This is a genomic window from Bradyrhizobium ingae (assembly GCF_055791185.1).
Genome location: NZ_JBVUBB010000003.1, coordinates 199,349 through 215,850 on the forward strand (window position 1 = coordinate 199,349; position 16,502 = coordinate 215,850).

Below are 16,502 nucleotides of genomic sequence, written 5' to 3' on the forward strand. Positions count from 1 at the left end.
GGGGTGTCAGCGCTGCTCGCAGCCGCCCATGCCTGAGCCGTTCCTCGAACTGGTCGACATCAGCAAGACCTATCCCGGCGTGGTCGCCCTCGACCACGTCGACCTCAAGGTCGCGCCTGGCGAGGTGATCGCGCTGATCGGCGAGAACGGTGCCGGCAAGTCGACGCTGATGCGCGTGCTCGGCGGTGTCGTCGAGCCGAGTGGCGGCCTCCTCCGGGTGGACGGCGTCGAGCGGGGCTCGCTCACGGTGGCGGAGGCGATCCAGGCCGGCATCGCCTTCGTTCATCAGGAGCTCAACCTTTTCGACAATCTCGACGTCGCGGGCAACGTCTTCATCGGGCGCGAGCCGGTGCATGGCGGACCGCTCAAGCTGATCGATCGCAAGGCGCTCTATGCCAAGGTGCGGCCATTGCTGGAACGCCTTGGCGCCGATTTCGAACCCGACGCGCCCCTTGTCGATTTGTCGCTTGCCCAGCGGCAACTCGTCGAGATCATGAAGGCGCTTTCGCTCGAAGCGCGCCTCGTCATCATGGACGAGCCGACCTCGAGCCTGACCTTGACCGAGACGGACCGCCTGATGCGGGTCATCGCAGGCCTCAAGGCCGGCGGCGTCAGCATCATCTTCATCACGCACCGCCTCAACGAGGTGATGCAATGTGCCGATCGTGCGGTGGTGCTGCGCGACGGGCGAATGGTGGGCGCGCTGACCCGCGCAGAGCTATCGCCTGCAGCGATGATCCGCCTGATGATCGGCCGCGACCTCAAATCGCTCTACGTTCCGCCGGCAGCTCCTCCCGGCGAGGCGGTGCTCGACATCGTCGATGCCGTCACCGACACCTATCCGGAGCGCGCCGTCAGCCTGTCGGTGCGCCGTGGCGAGATTTTGGGCCTTGCAGGTCTGGTCGGGTCTGGGCGCACGGAACTCGCGCGGGCCATTTTCGGCGTCGATCCTTTGCGCAGCGGCGCGATCAGGCTGGACGGCGCGCCAATTCGGATTGCCAGCCCGCGCGCCGCGATCGAGCATGGCATTTATCTGGTCCCGGAGGACCGCAAGAGTTCCGGCCTCCTGCTTGACGTCTCGATCGCCGAGAACATCTCTCTGCCGGACCTGTCCTCGTATCTGCGGCTCTGGCTCGTGAACACCGCGCGCGAGACCGAGAATGCCCGCCGTCAGCGCGAGCGCCTCAAGATCCGCGCGCCTGATGTCGAAACCGCCGTAGGCTCACTGTCCGGCGGCAACCAGCAGAAGGTCGTGCTCGCCAAATGGCTGTCGATGCGGCCGAAAGTCCTGATCTTCGACGAGCCGACGCGCGGCATCGACGTCGGCGCCAAGCAGGAAATCTACGACATGTTGCGCCGCCTGACCGATGCGGGCGTCGCGGTCCTGATGATCTCCAGCGACATGGAGGAGGTGATCGGGGTGAGCGACCGCATCGCCGTGATGCATGAGGGGGCGATCTCGGGTTTCCTTGATCGCAGCCAGTTCAGCGAGCACAATGTGCTGCAACTGGCCGTCGGCCACACAATCTGAGGCGAGGGGACCTTGAACAAGAAAGATCTGAGCCTTTTGGTCCTGATTCTCATAGTCGGCGCGGTCGTCACCTTCATCAACCCGCGCTTTCTCCTGGTCGGCAATCTCTCCAACACCGCCAACCAGGTCGGGATGTTCGGCATCTTCTCGATCGCGGAAGCCTTCGTCATCATCATCGGCGGCATTGAGCTGTCGGTCGGCTCGGTCATCGCGCTGTTGGGCGTGCTCTTCATCGATCTCATCGTCAATCACGACGTCAACTGGATGCTCGCCTTTGCCGCGATCATCGCCGGCGGACTCGCGATCGGCCTCGTGCATGGCACGCTCGTCACACGGATGCGCATCCAGCCTTTCGTGGTGACGCTGTGCGGACTCCTGATCTATCGCGGCGCCGCGCGCTACTACACCGAGGATGCGACTGCCGGCTTCGGCTTCGGCGCGAGCTTTCCGACGCTGGAATGGCTGACCGCAGGCCGCACCAATGTGCTCGGCTTTCCATTGCCGCACAGCGTGGTCGCGCTCTTCATCGTCGCTGCGGTCGCCTGGGTGCTGCTGCACCGCTCCGTGTTCGGCCGCTATCTTTACGCCGTCGGCAAGAACGAGGAGGCGGCGCGCTATTCGGGCATCCGTTCCGATCGCGTCGTGATTTCCGCCTACATCATCTGCGGCGGGCTGACCGCGTTCGCCGCGATCCTGATCGCGATGTATACCCGCTCGATCTCGCCGGCGGTGCACGGCTCCTTCTACGAGCTCTACGCGATTGCCGCCGCCGTGCTCGGCGGCTGCTCCTTGCGTGGCGGCGAGGGCTCCATCATCGGCGTCGTGCTCGGCACCGTTCTGCTCCAGGTGCTGCAGAATCTCGTCAACCTGCTGGGCATTCCGAGTTCGCTGAATTTCGCCGTCATGGGCACGGTGATCCTGATCGGCGTGCTCGGCGACCAGTATCTCGTGCAGCGCCGCCGCGCGACGACGGCCAAGGCGCGGCCGCAGGCGAACGTTGCAGCAGCGCCGCTGGAGCGGGCGAACGCGGAGTAACTTTGCCAGGCTGCAGTGCGCAACTGTGTCGTCGGGCTTGTCGTTGCGAGCGAAGCCGAGCAATCCAGAATCGCGCCGCTGCGACAGCCTGGATTGCTTGGCTGCGCTCGCAATGACGGCATGGAGGCAGCCTGCCTAGAGATCAGCGAGCGTAGGGCGGCAAGGTCGCGTCAGACCCAGCCGCCATCCACGACGTAGTGCTGCGCCGTGCAGGCTGAAGCCTCGTCGGAGGCAAGGAACAGCGTGACTTTCGCGATCTCGTCCGGCATCAGCTTGCGCTTCAGGCACTGGCGCTGCATCAGTTCTTCCACGCCTGCCGGCGTCAGCCATTTCGTGACCTGGCGCTCGGTCATGATCCAGCCGGGCGCGATCGCATTGACGCGGATGTTGTAGGGACCGTAGTCGCGCGCCAGCGAGCGGGTGAGGCCGATCACGCCGGACTTGCTGGCGGTGTAGGCGGCCATGCCGCCTTGTCCCGCCATCCAGGAGACGGAGCCGAAATTGATGATGGCGCCGGCGTTGGCAGCCTTCATGTCCGGCAAGACCGCCTGCGCCGCGAAGAACTGATGCTTCAGATTCACGGCGATGCGGTCGTCCCAATATTCCGGCGTCACCTCCTCGGTCGGATGTCGCTCGTCATGCGCGGCATTGTTGACGAGAACGTTGATCGGGCCGTGGGCCTTACGGGCCTCGGCGACGCCGGCGCGCAGTGCCGCGATGTCGGTGAGGTCGACGTGCCAGAAATGCGCGGCGAGGCCCTGGTCCGCAAGCTCGCGGGCCAGCCGCGCGCCGTCATCCGCCTTGATGTCGAAAAACACGACGACAGACTTTTGCTGCGCGAAGCGCCGCACGATGGCTTCGCCGATGCCGGATGCGCCGCCGCTGACGAGAACGACCTTGCCTGCAAGATCCGGATAAAGGGCGGCCATGATGTTCTCCCGGCTCGATCTGCGAATGGCGCTGCGCGCACTGACGATTCGTCGCGAACATAACGATGGCGGTCGTCGCGTGTACAGCGAAAGGTGAGGACTTTTGAGGTGCGCACCTCAGTTGTGCGTGCGAGGAATGGCTCAGCGGCGGATCGTGACGTCCGCCGACGGCCGACGATGTTCCCAGTCGGCGTGCTCGAGCTCGGGACGATCGAGCTCGGCCTCGGGATAGCCGATGCAGAGATAGCCGATGAATTTCCAGCTCTGGGGCAGGTCGAGGATCTCGCGAACGCGGAGCGGGTTGAGGATCGACACCCAGCCGATGCCGATGCCGTCCGCGCGCGCGGCGAGCCAGGCCGAAACGATGGCCGCGACGACGGAATAGTCGAGCGTCTCCGGCATCGTTGCGCGGCCGAGGCCGTGCCCGGTCTCGCACGCCTTTTCCGCGAACACCGCCAGGTGCCCCGGCGCCTCTTCGAGGCCGGCGAGCTTGAGCGTCGCATAGCGTGCGGCGCGCTCGCCGGAATAGGCCCTGAGCGCATCGGCGTTGCAGAGCTTGAAATCGTCGATGATGGCGCTGCGACGCGCCGGATCCTCGACGACCACGAAGCGCCAGGGCTGGCTGAGCCCGACCGATGGCGACAGGCACGCGGTGTCGATCAGCCGCTCCAGCGTGCCTTCGGGCAGCGGATCGGTCCGGAAGCGCCGCACGTCGCGCCGCCAGATGAAGAGCTCGCGCAATTGCCGGCGGAAATCGTCGTCGAACGACACCATCAGGAGGCCGCATGAAACAGCGAGGCGGCCATCAGCAGGATGGCGATCTCGGCGACTTGCTCGTAAGCACCGAGTATATCACCCGTCTGCCCGCCGAGCTGCCTGATCGCGAGCCAGGCGATGAGCAGTCCGAGAAAGGCGAGCAGGATCACGGCAAGGATTGCCTTGCCCGGCCCAAAGCCGATCGCGAGCACGATGGCACCAAGGCCGAGCGCGATGGCGGCATTCGGCCCTGCCGGCCGGCCGGCACCGGCGGACAATCCATCGGTCCGCGCCGGCGGCACCAGCGCCATGAACAGTGGCAGGCCTGCGCGCGCCGCCACATGCGCAATCGGAAGCGCGATCAGGACCGAGCGCGGCGCGGCGATGGCTGCGAGCGCGCTCCAGCGCAGGCCCAGCGAAACGATGAGCGCGCAGACGCCGAAACTGCCGATCCGGCTGTCGCGCATGATCTCGAGTTTTCGCGCACGCGTGCCGCCACCAAGGCCGTCGGCTGCGTCGGCAAGGCCGTCCTCGTGCAGCGCGCCGGTGATGATGATCGTGCTCGCAAGCGCCAGCATCGCGGCGGGACCGGGTGTCACGCCGAGCGCGTGAGCGCTCGCGTACACGGCGGCACTGAGAAGACCGATCAGCAGGCCCGCGATCGGCAGCGTCCAGCCAGCACGTGCAATGTCGCCGTCGCCGACCGGCGTCGACGGACCCAGCGGCAGGACGGTGGCGAGCGACAGGCCGATCCGTAGATCGGTGACGATCGCGTTGAGCTTCTTGCGGTCGGTCATGGCCTCACTTGACCTTCATCGGCAGCCCAGAGACCACGAGCTCGACCTCGTCCGCGACTTCGGCGACGGCTTGATTCAGCAGGCCGGCCGCATCACGAAAACGGCGCGCCAGCGCGTTGTCCGGCACGATGCCGAGGCCGACTTCGTTGGTCACGAGGATCACCGGGCTCTGCTGCCTGCGAAGCGCGGCGGCGAGCAACGAGGCCTCGTTCGACCAGTCGCTCCCGGCATGGAGCAGGTTGGAAAGCCACAGCGTCAGGCAGTCGATGAGGCGCGCGCCGCCGCCGTCGGTCGCATCGAGCGCCGCCACGAGATCGAGCGGCGTCTCGCGCTCGATCCAGTCATCGCCGCGGCGGGCGCGGTGGCGTGCGATCCGCTCGGCCATCTCCGCATCGAGCGCCTCCGCGGTCGCGATGTAGACGGGCCGGCCTGGAAAGCTGCGGACGCGCGCCTCCGCGCGCCGGCTTTTTCCGGACCTCGCGCCTCCCGTGATCAGGACAACCGCCATGAAACCTCCGTTCTGATCCGCACTAACCACCAAACGGGTGCAAAGACAAAGCCGAAATCGGCGGGCAGGGGCTTGCGCGATGCCCCAATTCTTGCGCATCAGGGCAGGCGAGAAGGAGATGTGACGTGGGCTTTGCCGGCGCGATGGCGGTAGCGATGACGGTGGACGCCATCTGGGGATGGCCCGCCGCGTTGTTTGCGCGCATCGGCCATCCCGTGACCTGGATCGGCAGGCTGATTGCTGTGCTCGATCGCAACTGGAACAGACCGGCGGATGCACCTGCGGCGCGGCGCATGGCCGGCATTGCCGCGGCGCTCCTGGTGATCGCGCTGTGCGCCGGCATCGGCTGGCTGGTGCAGAGCTGGCTTGTTCCCGGATGGAGCCATGCCGTCTTGCTCGGCGTGTTGGCCTGGCCGCTGGTTGCGCTCCGGTCGCTCCACGATCATGTCGCTGCCGTCGCGCAACCTTTGCAGTCGGGCGATATCGACGCGGCGCGGCTTGCGGTCGCAGAGATTGTCGGCCGCGATCCCGCCTCGCTCGACGAGGCCGGCATTTCGCGCGCGGCGCTCGAGAGTCTTGCAGAGAATGCATCCGACGGCATCGTGGCGCCGCTGTTTTGGGGCGTGCTGCTCGGCCTGCCCGGCATCTTCGGCTACAAGGCAATCAACACGCTGGATTCCATGATCGGCCATCGCTCCGAGCGTCATCTCTGGTTCGGCTGGGCGGCTGCGCGCATCGACGATGTCGCCAATTTCATCCCGGCGCGGCTGACGGCCCTGTTGTTCGCGCTGGTGACAGCGCGCCCCTCAGGGGCCTTGTCCTGCATGTTGCGGGATGCAAATCGTCATCGTTCGCCGAATGCCGGCTGGCCGGAAGCGGCAATGGCCGGTGCGCTCGGCGTGCGTCTGAGCGGGCCGCGCAGCTATCATGGGGCCGTGACCGACGAGCCCTGGCTGAACGCGGGCGCGCGCGATCCGCTCGCCGCCGATATCGACCGGGGATTGCGGCTCTATATTCGCGCGATGCTGCTGCTCGGCGGCTTGCTCATAGCGTTGGCGCTGGTCTAAGGGGGCGGCGATGCGCGAGCATGGTGGCAATCTCGATGCAGCGGTGCGGCGGTTCGGCGGACGCATCGAGGACTGGATCGATCTGTCGACCGGCATCAACCGGCAGTCTTATCCGGTCGGCGAGATCGAACAGCACGCATGGACTGCGTTGCCGTCGCGGTCCGAGATTGAAGCGCTGCATGAGGCTGCGCGGCAGGCCTATGCAACGCAGGCGCCGCTGCTCGCCATGGCCGGCGCGCAGGCCGCGATCCAGTGTCTGCCGAATCTTTCGTGCAAGGGCCGCGCGCGCATTCTGGCGCCGACTTACAATGAGTATGGTGGGGTGTTGTCCGGCGCGGGCTGGGACGTTGCCGAGGTCTCAGCTCTTGATGCGCTCGCGGGAGCCGATCTTGCCGTCGTCGTCAATCCCAACAATCCCGACGGTCGGCGCCATGAGGGAGCCGACCTCCTCGCACTTCTGCCGCGAGTCGGCCGCCTCGTGATCGACGAAAGCTTTGCCGATGCGCTGCCGGAGCTGTCGCTCGCGCGAGAGGCGGGGCAGGGCGGCCTGTTGATCCTGCGCTCGTTCGGCAAGTTCTATGGGCTGGCCGGCTTGCGGCTCGGCTTCGCGCTCGGCGCGGAAGCGGACATTGCGGCGCTCACGGCGATGGCGGGGCCGTGGCCGGTTTCGGGTGCTGCGATCGCCGTCGGTCGGCGCGCGCTACTCGATCGCGAATGGGCGAGGGCGACGACATCGCGGCTCGAACGCGACTGCGTACGACTAGACACGGCGGCGACATCGCAGGGCTGGCGGCTGGTCGGCGGCACGCCGCTGTTCCGGCTCTACGATGCCGGTGATGCGCTTGCTGCACAGGACAGGCTCGCGCGCCGCAATATCTGGTCGCGCGTCTTTGGCGCACAGCCGGGCTGGCTGCGCCTGGGCCTGCCGGGCGACGAGGCGGAATGGGCGCGCCTCGTCGCTGCGCTTGCATCCTAGCGCGCCAGCGCGAGCAGACCTTCGACGTCCAGATGGGTCTCGATGTGATCGGCGAGCGCGTCGAGCGCGCTCTCGACCCTTGCGCCGTACGGCTGATCGGTTGCGGGAATATCGAGCCGCGCGAGGAAGGCCTTGCGAAAACCGTCCGACGTGAACAGGCCGTGCAGATAGCTGCCGTGCACGCGTCCGTCGCCGGAGATCGCGCCTTCCGGCGCGCCGTCGAGCGTGGCGAACGGTCGCGCGCGATCCGGCCCATCGGTGCGGCCGATGTGAATTTCATAGGCGTCGATCGGCTCGCTGCTCGCGGCGTGGCGTGCAGTGACGCGGGTGAGCGTCTTTTGCGGCGACATCACCGTCGTCACATCGAGGAGGCCGAGGCCGGCTGTCTCTCCGGCCGGCCCCTCGATGCCCTCGGGATCATCCACGCTGTGCCCGAGCATCTGGTAGCCGCCGCACACGCCGAGCACATGACCGCCGCGGCGGTAATGCGCGAGGAGATCGATATCCCAGCCTTGCGCGCGCAGGAAGGCGAGATCGCCGCGCGTCGATTTCGAGCCGGGGATGATGACGAGGCGCGCGTCGCCCGGGATCGCTTCGCCGGGACGGACCATGACAAGGTCAATGTTTGGCTCCAGCTTGAGCGGGTCGAGATCGTCGAAATTGGCAATCCGCGACAGCGCCAGGAATGCGATCTTGCAACGGCCGGGCTTTCGCGCGTCGCCCAGTCCCAACGCATCCTCGGCCGGCAGTTCGCCAGCGCGCGCGAACCAGGGCAGCACGCCAAAGCCGCGCCAGGCTGTCTTTTCCTGGATCAGCCGGTAGCCATCATCGAACAGCGTGGGATCGCCGCGAAACTTGTTGATGACGAACCCCTGGATCATCGCGGCATCGTCGGGATCAATCACGGTCTTAATGCCGACGAGTTGCGCGATCACGCCGCCGCGGTCGATGTCGCCGACCAGCACGACGGGGACGTCGGCCTTGCGGGCAAAGCCCATATTGGCGATGTCGGCCTTGCGTAGGTTGACCTCGGCCGGGCTGCCGGCGCCTTCGACCAGGACGAGATCGGCGCGCGCCTTGAGGCGTTCGAAACTTTCGAGTACCGCGTCCATCAGCGAAGGTTTCATCGCCGCGTAGTCGCGCGCGCGTGCGGTGGCGATGCGCTTGCCCTGCACGATGATCTGCGCGCCGACATCGGTCTCGGGCTTGAGCAACACGGGATTCATGTCGGTGTGTGGCTCGACGCCGGCCGCGAGCGCCTGGAGCGCCTGGGCGCGGCCGATCTCGCCGCCGTCGATGGTCACCGCCGCGTTGTTCGACATGTTCTGCGGCTTGAAGGGGAGGACGCCCAGGCCGCGGCGCTTTGCGGCGCGCACGAGCCCCGCGACGATGAGCGACTTGCCCACGTCCGAGCCAGCCCCCTGGATCATCAATGCGCGCGCCATCGCAAAAGTCTCAGAACTCGACGCCGGCTTGCGCCTTGATGCCGGAGCGGAACGGATGTTTCACCAGCGTCATCTCGGTGACGAGATCGGCGATCTCGATCAACTCGTCCTTGGCGTTGCGTCCGGTGAGGACGACATGCGTCATCGGCGGCTTCTGCGTCTTCAGGAAATCGACGACCTCGGCGATATCGAGATAGTCATAGCGCAGAGCGATGTTGATCTCGTCGAGCACGACCATGCGCAGGCGTTCGTCCGATATCAGCTCCTTCGCCTTCTCCCAGGCGGCGCGCGCGGCGGCGATGTCGCGGGCGCGGTCCTGCGTCTCCCAGGTAAAGCCTTCACCCATGGCGTGGAACTGGCAGAGGTCGCCAAAGTGCCCCGTGAGCAGCCGCCGCTCGCCAGTATCCCAGGCGCCCTTGATGAACTGGACGACCGCGCAGGGCAGGCCGTGCGCGACACATCGAACGATCATGCCGAAGGCCGAGGAGGATTTCCCCTTGCCAGCGCCGGTGTGGACGATAATCAGTCCCTTTTCACCGCTCTTGGTCGCCATGATCTTGTCGCGGGCGACCTTGATTTTCGCCATTTTCGCAGCATGCCGGGCGTCGGCTTCCTCCGCCGCTGGGGTATCCGATTCAGGCGTCATGGGACGTGGTCCTTCGGCTTGACAAGTGGCGGCCATGGGCAAATGGTGGGCCAGCGTTGGTTCCTGTCCTACGACAGGCGAAGAGGGAATGCGATAGGGCTCGAATCGGCAAGATTCGTGTTCGAAAAGCAGCCGCCCCCGCGACCGTGACCGGAGAGATGCCCGAAGCCACTGATCCCCTGGGATCGGGAAGGCGGGGATCGAAGGGATAAACCCCTGCTCCGCAAGCCGGGAGACCTGCCAGCGCGAATGTTTTGGACCGGCGGACGGGGTGTTCCGCGACGGGGAAACGAACCATCTTTCGCGTGGTTCGTGCGCCTCATCGCCTCCCGCAGATATCCTGGAAGGGGCGATGGCCGTCACACTTCATGTTTGCATCACCTGCCGCGCTGGCCAGACGCTCGGCGAAGGTGAAACCACGCCGGGCGCGCGGCTGCACGCCGCGATCCTCGACGCCGGCGTGCCCGCGGGCGTCAACCTGGTTCCCGTCGAATGCTTGTCGGCGTGCAGCCAGGGCTGCTCGGTGGCGCTCACTGCGCCCGGCCGATGGTCCTATGTCTACGGCCGCCTGTCGGATGCCAATGCGAACGACGTGATCGCAGGCGCTTCGGCTTACGCGGCCGCGCCCGATGGAATCGTGCCATGGCGCAGCCGACCTGAGATCTTCCGCAAGCAATCGCTTGCGCGCATTCCCCCCATTGCCGTCGTGCCGGAGGCCGCCGAATGAACACGCTCGCAAAAGTCCCGGTCACGGTCGTCACGGGCTTTCTGGGATCAGGCAAGACGACGCTGATCCAGCATCTGATCACCAATGCCAACGGCAAGAAGCTCGCGGTGCTCGTCAACGAGTTCGGCAGCCAAGGCGTCGACGGCGAGATCCTGAAATCCTGCGCAGATGCCAATTGTCCGGAGGAAAACATCGTCGAGCTCGCCAACGGCTGCATCTGTTGCACCGTGGCCGACGACTTCATTCCGGCGATGGAGCAACTGCTCGCGCGCCGGGTGAGGCCCGATCACATCCTGATCGAGACATCGGGGCTGGCGCTGCCGAAGCCGCTGCTGAAAGCGTTCGACTGGCCGGAGATCCGCTCGCGCATCACGGTCGACGGCGTGATTGCGCTCGCCGACGCCGAGGCCGTTGCGGCAGGCCGCTTCGCACCGGATCCGGATGCCGTGGAAGCGCAGCGCGCTGCCGATGAGAATCTCGATCATGAGACGCCGCTGTCGGAGGTGTTCGAGGACCAGATCGCCTGCGCCGATATCGTGCTGCTCACCAAGGCCGATCTCGCAGGCGCGGCAGGGCTCGAGGTCGCCAAAGCGGCGATAGCGGCCGAGATGCCGCGCCCCGTGCCGATGCTGCCGGTCGTCGACGGCGCGGTGGACTTACGCGTCATCCTCGGCCTGGAAGCTGCGGCCGAAGACGATCTCGCCGCGCGCCCCTCGCATCATGACGGCGAGGACGAGCACGAGCACAATGATTTCAACTCCGTCGTGATCGATCTGCCCGAGGTCATCGATGTCGAGGCGCTGATCGCCTCGGTGCAGCGGCTGGCGCGCGAGCAGAACGTGCTGCGCGCAAAGGGCTATATTGCGGTCAAGGGCAAACCGATGCGGCTGTTGCTGCAATCGGTCGGCGAGCGCGTGCGGCACCAGTTCGATCAGCCCTGGGGCGTGCGTCCGCGACAATCCAAGCTGGTCGTGATCGGCGAGCATGGCGATATCGACGAGACCGCGATCAAGGCGGGACTTGGTATTCCAGGACTTGATATCTGATGCACGTCGTCTTCCGCGAGAGCCGTGGTCTCGAAGAGACCGCGACGCCAAGGGACATCGGTCAGGACCCGGCCGATCTCGTGGTGCTCTCGTTCTCGGATTCCGATCTCGCCGCGTTCGCTGCCGGCTGGCGGCGAGGGTGCGCCAGCCTGCCGTCGCTGCGGCTCGCCAATCTCGCCGAGCTGCGTCATCCGCTGTCGGTTGATACCTATATCGAGCGGACGCTGTTGCACGCGCGCGGCATTCTGGTGCGCCTGATCGGCGGCGAGTCCTATTGGGCCTATGGGCTCGCGGCCCTTCAGCAACTGGCGAAGGACCGCGGCATCGCGCTTGCCGTGTTGCCGGCGGATGGCCGCGACGATGAGCGGCTGGATGCATTCTCGACCTTGCCGGTCTCGACGCTGAGGCGGTTGAAAGTGCTCTGCGACAAGGGCGGGCCGGTCGCCGCACAAGCCGCGATCGCGCAGCTTGCGCTGGCCTCGGGCCTCTATGCGGGGCCGGTGGTTGGCGAGATCGAGGTCCCCGAGATCGGTTTCTACGAGCCGGGGCGCGGTGTTGTCGGGGCGCTGCCCGATCCCGGCGAAAAACCTCGCGCGCTCGTGACCTTCTATCGCTCTTATCTCACGGCTGCTGACACGGCGCCGGTCGATGCGCTGATCGCAGCGCTGCGGGAGAAGGGATTCGATGCCCATGGCGTGTTCGTGACGTCATTGAAGGCGCCGGGCGTTGCCGATTGGCTGCGGGCGAAGTTTGCGCAGCATCCACCCGCGGCCATCGTCAATGCGACCGCGTTCTCCGCGCTTGGGGACGACGGCACGACGCCGTTCGATGCCGCATCGTGTCCGGTTTTCCAGGTCGCTCTCTCCACGGCAAGGCGCGAGGATTGGGCGGACTCTCTGCGCGGGCTCTCGCCCGGCGATCTCGCGATGCACGTCGTGCTGCCGGAGGTCGACGGCCGCGTGTTTGCGGGCGTGGTGAGCTTCAAGTCGGCGGCCGAACGCGATCCCGATCTGCAATTCGCGCATCTCGCCCATCGGCCGGACGATGAGCGTATCGCCGCGGTCATAGCGCGCGTGGCGGCTTGGCAGCGGCTTGCGGAGAAGCCAGCGAGCGAAAAGCGGGCAGCGGTCGTGCTCTCCAACTATCCGGGACGCCCGCACCAGATCGCCCATGCGGTTGGGCTCGACGCGCTTGCTTCGGTCGAAGCGCTGCTCTCTGATCTCGGCGAGGCCGGCTTCGATGTCGAGCCGTTGAGTGCGCTCGGCGACGTCTTGCTCAAGCAGAAATTGACGTGGAGCGTCGCCGACTATCTTGCCGCACTCTCTCGCTTGCCGCGGGCCTTGCAGGATGACATTGCGCGGGGCTGGGGTACGCCTGAGGACGATCCGAGCTGTCGCGGCGGCGCATTTCATTTCGCCGCGATCAGTAGCGGCAAGGCGATCATCGCGGTGCAGCCGGAGCGCGGTGAGGTCAGTCACCGTGACGCCGACTATCACGATCTGTCGCGTACGCCGCGCCATGCCTATGTCGCGTTCTATCTCTGGCTCCGGCAGCAGGGCATCGACGCTGTCGTTCACATGGGCGCGCATGGCACGCTGGAATGGCTGCCGGGGAAATCCGTGGCGCTGTCATCGTCCTGCTGGCCCGAGGCGCTGATCGGCCATCTGCCTGTCATCTACCCCTTCATCGTCAACGACCCCGGCGAGGCTGCGCAGGCCAAGCGGCGCATCGCTGCGGTGACGATCGGCCATCTGCCGCCGCAGCTCACGAAGTCCCCGGTGCCGGACGGCTTGCGCCGGCTCGAGCAACTGCTGGACGAATATTCGACCGCTGACGGCCTTGATCCCGCGCGCCGGCAGCGCCTGATCGCCGAAATCCGCGACGAGGCACGCGCTGCCGGCCTCGACGCCGATCTCGGCCTTGCCGCTTCGGCTGCGCCTGCGGAAGCGATTCCACGCATCGACCGCTTCGTCTGCGATCTCAAGGAAAGCCAGTTCGGCGATGGCCTGCATGTGTTCGGCCGGGGGACCTGCGGCGAGGCGGAGAGGGACGCTCTCATCGCGGCGTTGTCCGGCCGACGGGTTGCGCCTGGGCCTGCCGGCTCGCCCTATCGCGGGCGCCAGGACGTGCTGCCGACCGGGCGCAATCTGTTTGCCGTCGATCCCCGCGCCGTGCCGACGCCATCGGCGCATGCGCAAGGCATCAAGCTTGCGGAAGAACTGTTGCGCCGCCACTTGCAGGATAATGGCGACTGGCCGAAGGGACTCGTGGTCGACCTCTGGGGCTCCGCGACCATGCGCACCGCCGGTGAAGAGTTTGCGATGGCGCTGCACCTCGCCGGCCTCGCGCCGCGTTGGGATCACGCATCAGGACGCGTGATCGGCTACGACATCATCGCTCCGGCCGAACTCGGCCGTCCTCGCATCGACGTCACGCTGCGCGTGTCGGGCCTGTTCCGCGACGTCTTCGCGGGTCTCGCGCAATTGTTCGAAGCGGCTAGCGAAGCGCTGTCCACGCGCGATGGCGAGGGCGACGAAAATCCCTATCGCATGCGCGCCTCGCGCGTGTTCGGGCCGCGTCCCGGACAATATGGCGTCGGCCTGTCCTCGATACCGGATGTCTTCACGGAGGACTCGCGTGAGGCAGCCGGCGAGGCCTGGCTGTCGGCATCGTCCTGGGCGCTGTCATCCGACGGCGAGATGCGGCCCGATCGCGCCGGCATCGAGACGCGGCTCGTCAGCGCTGACGCCTTCGTCCACGTGCAGGATCTGCCGGAGACGGACCTGCTGCTCGCCGCCGACTATGCCGCGCATGAAGCTGGCGTTGCGGCTGCGGCAGCAAAGCTCGGAGCAGCCACGCCATCGCTCTATCATCTTGACGCGACGCGTCCCGATCGGCCGAAGGCGCGCGTGCTGACGGAAGAGATTTCGCGCGTCGTTCGCGCCCGCGCCACCAATCCTGACTGGATCGCCGGCATGATGCGCCACGGTTTTCGTGGGGCGGCAGAAATCACCGCGACGCTCGAGCACATGGCTGCGTTCGCCCATCTGGCCGGCGCCGTGCCGCCGCATCTGTTCGATCTCTATTATGACGCGACCCTCGGTGCTGACGATGTCCGCGCATTCATGGCGCGGGAAAATCCGGCCGCGTTGGCTGCGATGGAAACCTGCTTCACCCGCCTGCATGAAGCCTCGCTCTGGAAGACGCGCCGCAATTCGATTGCGGCAGCGCTGAAGGAGGCCTCATGAGCGCGGTCGCGATCAAGGGCTGGTGTCCGGGTGCGCTGCGGCCGATGCTGTCGGGCGACGGACTCGTGGTGCGCGTGCGCCCGCATGGCGGTCGGCTGACCGCGGTACAGGCAGCCGGCATTGCCGAGCTTGCCGCGCGCTACGGCAACGGTTTGATCGACGTGACCAGCCGGGCCAATCTTCAAGTAAGGGGCGTGACCGACGCGGCGCATCTGCCTCTCCTCGACGGGCTTGCGCAATTGAGCCTGCTGGATTCCGATCCCGAGACAGAATCGCGGCGCAATGTTCTGGTGACGCCATTCTGGAACGCTGGCGAGGATACCTGCTTACTGGCCGGCGAACTGGAGCAGGCTCTCGCCGGCAGCGCCTTCGATCTTCCGACCAAGTTCGGCTTCGCCATCGATGATGGGCGCGAGCGCGTACTGGCGGGCGCATCCGCGGATATCCGCATCGAGCGCGACCGCGCCGGTGAGCTTATCGTGCGTGCCGATGGTGCACAACTTGGCCGGTCCGTCGCACGCGAAGAGGCCGTGGCCGCCGCGCTCGCGATGGCAGAATGGTTCGTGACATCCGCCGGCGCGACGGGTGGGCGAGGGCGCATGTCGGCGCATATCGCTTCGGGCGCGATATTGCCTGACACCTTGCGCGGCGACGCCGAGCCGGTGGCGGTGGCGGAGCCGCCCGGTCCCGGCCTTCATCCGCATGGCGCGATGGTTGGCGTTGCCTTCGGGCAGTTGCCGCATTCGGCGCTGGCTTATCTCGCGTCCTGCGCGCCGGCGCTGCGTACGACGCCGTGGCGGATGATTTTGGCGGAGGGGGCGCGCGAGATGCCGGTTGGTGAAGGCCTCATCACCGAGGTCGACGACCCGGCGCTGCGCGTGATCGCCTGCAGTGGTGCGCCGCGCTGCCGTAAGGCGCATGCCGATACGCGCGCGCTTGCGGCCGCGCTCGCGCCGCATATCGCGCCGGATGCACGGCTTCACGTCTCCGGTTGCGCCAAGGGCTGCGCGCATTCGGGACCGGCAACGCTCACGCTGGTTGCGACGCGCAATGGATTTGATCTCGTTCGCTCCGGCTCGACGCGCGATATGCCGGTGCTGCGCGGACTGAACGGCGTCGCCATCGTCAAGAATCCCTCCGTGCTCATGGGAGGGCGCTGATGCCGCACATCTATGAGACCGACGGCGCGGCGATCTATCGGCAATCCTTTGCGACCATCCGGGCGGAGGCCGACCTCGCGCGCTTCGCGCCGGATGAGGAGCAGGTCGCCGTGCGGATGATCCATGCCGCTGGGATGGTGGGGCTCGAAGCCCATATTCGCTTTACGCCAGGCATGGCGCACGCCGCGCGCGCAGCGCTCGAGAACGGGGCACCGATCCTGTGCGATGCGCGCATGGTGTCCGAAGGAATCACGCGCGCGCGGTTGCCGGCCGGTAATGCCGTGATCTGCGCGCTGGGCGATCCCGCCGTGCCCGCGCTGGCGCAGTCCATGCGCAACACGCGCTCGGCGGCGGCGCTCGAACTCTGGCGACCGCATCTTGCAGGAGCGATCGTTGCGATCGGCAACGCGCCGACCGCGCTGTTCCATCTGCTCAACATGCTGGAGGACCAAGACTGTCCGCGACCGGCGGCGATCATCGGCTGCCCGGTCGGCTTTGTCGGCGCAGCCGAATCCAAGGCGGCGCTGATGGCGAACCCTCCTGCGCCGGCATTGACTGTCGAAGGACGACTTGGCGGATCGGCCATCACCGTTGCCGCCGTGAATGCACTGGCGAGCCGGAGCGAATAGAG

The 16,502-nt window shown here is 66.6% G+C and carries 15 protein-coding genes and 1 riboswitch; of the genes, 9 read left to right on the forward strand and 6 right to left on the reverse strand.

Annotated features, from left to right (window positions below):
- The first annotated feature begins 28 nt into the window (after positions 1 to 28).
- Positions 29 to 1,531 carry a sugar ABC transporter ATP-binding protein gene (locus ACV1FX_RS05940; RefSeq protein WP_473116621.1) on the forward strand — a complete coding sequence of 501 codons (1,503 nt, stop codon included), beginning with the start codon at positions 29 to 31 and terminating at the stop codon, positions 1,529 to 1,531.
- A gap of 12 nt (positions 1,532 to 1,543) precedes the next feature.
- Positions 1,544 to 2,566, forward strand: a complete 1,023-nt coding sequence (locus tag ACV1FX_RS05945) for an ABC transporter permease (protein ID WP_473116622.1) — start codon at positions 1,544 to 1,546, stop codon at positions 2,564 to 2,566.
- 170 nt (positions 2,567 to 2,736) lie between these two features.
- Here ACV1FX_RS05945 and ACV1FX_RS05950 read toward each other — a convergent pair whose 3' ends face one another.
- The 4 genes from ACV1FX_RS05950 to cobU form a co-directional block, all read right to left on the reverse strand.
- Positions 2,737 to 3,495 carry an SDR family NAD(P)-dependent oxidoreductase gene (locus ACV1FX_RS05950; protein ID WP_473116623.1) on the reverse strand — a complete coding sequence of 253 codons (759 nt, stop codon included), beginning with the start codon at positions 3,493 to 3,495 and terminating at the stop codon, positions 2,737 to 2,739.
- Positions 3,496 to 3,636: 141 nt separating this feature from the next.
- Positions 3,637 to 4,269 (reverse strand): 5,6-dimethylbenzimidazole synthase, encoded by a 633-nt coding sequence (gene bluB / locus ACV1FX_RS05955; protein WP_473116624.1) that lies wholly within the window; start codon positions 4,267 to 4,269, stop codon positions 3,637 to 3,639.
- On the reverse strand, positions 4,269 to 5,048 hold the full coding sequence (cobS, locus tag ACV1FX_RS05960) for an adenosylcobinamide-GDP ribazoletransferase (protein ID WP_473116625.1): 780 nt from the start codon (positions 5,046 to 5,048) through the stop codon (positions 4,269 to 4,271). Before cobS ends, bluB begins: the two co-directional genes overlap by 1 nt.
- Positions 5,049 to 5,052: 4 nt before the next feature.
- Positions 5,053 to 5,556 (reverse strand): bifunctional adenosylcobinamide kinase/adenosylcobinamide-phosphate guanylyltransferase, encoded by a 504-nt coding sequence (gene cobU / locus ACV1FX_RS05965; protein ID WP_473116626.1) that lies wholly within the window; start codon positions 5,554 to 5,556, stop codon positions 5,053 to 5,055.
- A 125-nt stretch (positions 5,557 to 5,681) separates the two neighbouring features.
- Here cobU and cbiB point away from each other — a divergent pair, with 125 nt between their 5' ends.
- Together cbiB and cobD are read left to right on the forward strand one after the other, a co-directional pair.
- The gene (gene cbiB, locus ACV1FX_RS05970; protein ID WP_473116627.1) at positions 5,682 to 6,623 is read left to right on the forward strand and encodes an adenosylcobinamide-phosphate synthase CbiB; all 942 of its coding nucleotides are present in this window, start codon (positions 5,682 to 5,684) and stop codon (positions 6,621 to 6,623) included.
- A 10-nt stretch (positions 6,624 to 6,633) separates the two neighbouring features.
- Positions 6,634 to 7,599, forward strand: coding sequence for a threonine-phosphate decarboxylase CobD (cobD, locus tag ACV1FX_RS05975; protein WP_473116628.1), 966 nt, complete (start codon positions 6,634 to 6,636; stop codon positions 7,597 to 7,599).
- On the opposite strand, the gene ACV1FX_RS05980 is transcribed toward cobD, so the two are convergent.
- Together ACV1FX_RS05980 and cobO are read right to left on the reverse strand one after the other, a co-directional pair.
- The gene (locus ACV1FX_RS05980) at positions 7,596 to 9,044 is read right to left on the reverse strand and encodes a cobyric acid synthase (RefSeq protein ID WP_473116629.1); all 1,449 of its coding nucleotides are present in this window, start codon (positions 9,042 to 9,044) and stop codon (positions 7,596 to 7,598) included. The genes cobD and ACV1FX_RS05980 overlap by 4 nt on opposite strands.
- A 10-nt stretch (positions 9,045 to 9,054) precedes the next feature.
- Positions 9,055 to 9,690, reverse strand: coding sequence for a cob(I)yrinic acid a,c-diamide adenosyltransferase (gene cobO / locus ACV1FX_RS05985; protein ID WP_473116630.1), 636 nt, complete (start codon positions 9,688 to 9,690; stop codon positions 9,055 to 9,057).
- 40 nt (positions 9,691 to 9,730) lie between these two features.
- A riboswitch (cobalamin riboswitch) is annotated at positions 9,731 to 9,949 on the forward strand.
- Between the two features lie 93 nt (positions 9,950 to 10,042).
- Between cobO and ACV1FX_RS05990 the strand changes: the two genes are divergently transcribed.
- The 5 genes from ACV1FX_RS05990 to ACV1FX_RS06010 are packed head-to-tail and all read left to right on the forward strand — an operon-like array spanning position 10,043 to position 16,500.
- Positions 10,043 to 10,417 carry a DUF1636 family protein gene (locus ACV1FX_RS05990; protein ID WP_473116631.1) on the forward strand — a complete coding sequence of 125 codons (375 nt, stop codon included), beginning with the start codon at positions 10,043 to 10,045 and terminating at the stop codon, positions 10,415 to 10,417.
- On the forward strand, positions 10,414 to 11,463 hold the full coding sequence (gene cobW, locus ACV1FX_RS05995) for a cobalamin biosynthesis protein CobW (protein WP_473116632.1): 1,050 nt from the start codon (positions 10,414 to 10,416) through the stop codon (positions 11,461 to 11,463). Before ACV1FX_RS05990 ends, cobW begins: the two co-directional genes overlap by 4 nt.
- Positions 11,463 to 14,711, forward strand: coding sequence for a cobaltochelatase subunit CobN (cobN, locus tag ACV1FX_RS06000; protein WP_473116633.1), 3,249 nt, complete (start codon positions 11,463 to 11,465; stop codon positions 14,709 to 14,711). Before cobW ends, cobN begins: the two co-directional genes overlap by 1 nt.
- Positions 14,708 to 15,871 (forward strand): precorrin-3B synthase, encoded by a 1,164-nt coding sequence (gene cobG / locus ACV1FX_RS06005; protein ID WP_473116634.1) that lies wholly within the window; start codon positions 14,708 to 14,710, stop codon positions 15,869 to 15,871. Before cobN ends, cobG begins: the two co-directional genes overlap by 4 nt.
- Entirely contained in the window at positions 15,871 to 16,500 is a 630-nt protein-coding gene (locus ACV1FX_RS06010; protein ID WP_473116635.1) for a precorrin-8X methylmutase, read from the forward strand. Before cobG ends, ACV1FX_RS06010 begins: the two co-directional genes overlap by 1 nt.
- Positions 16,501 to 16,502: the final 2 nt, after the last annotated feature.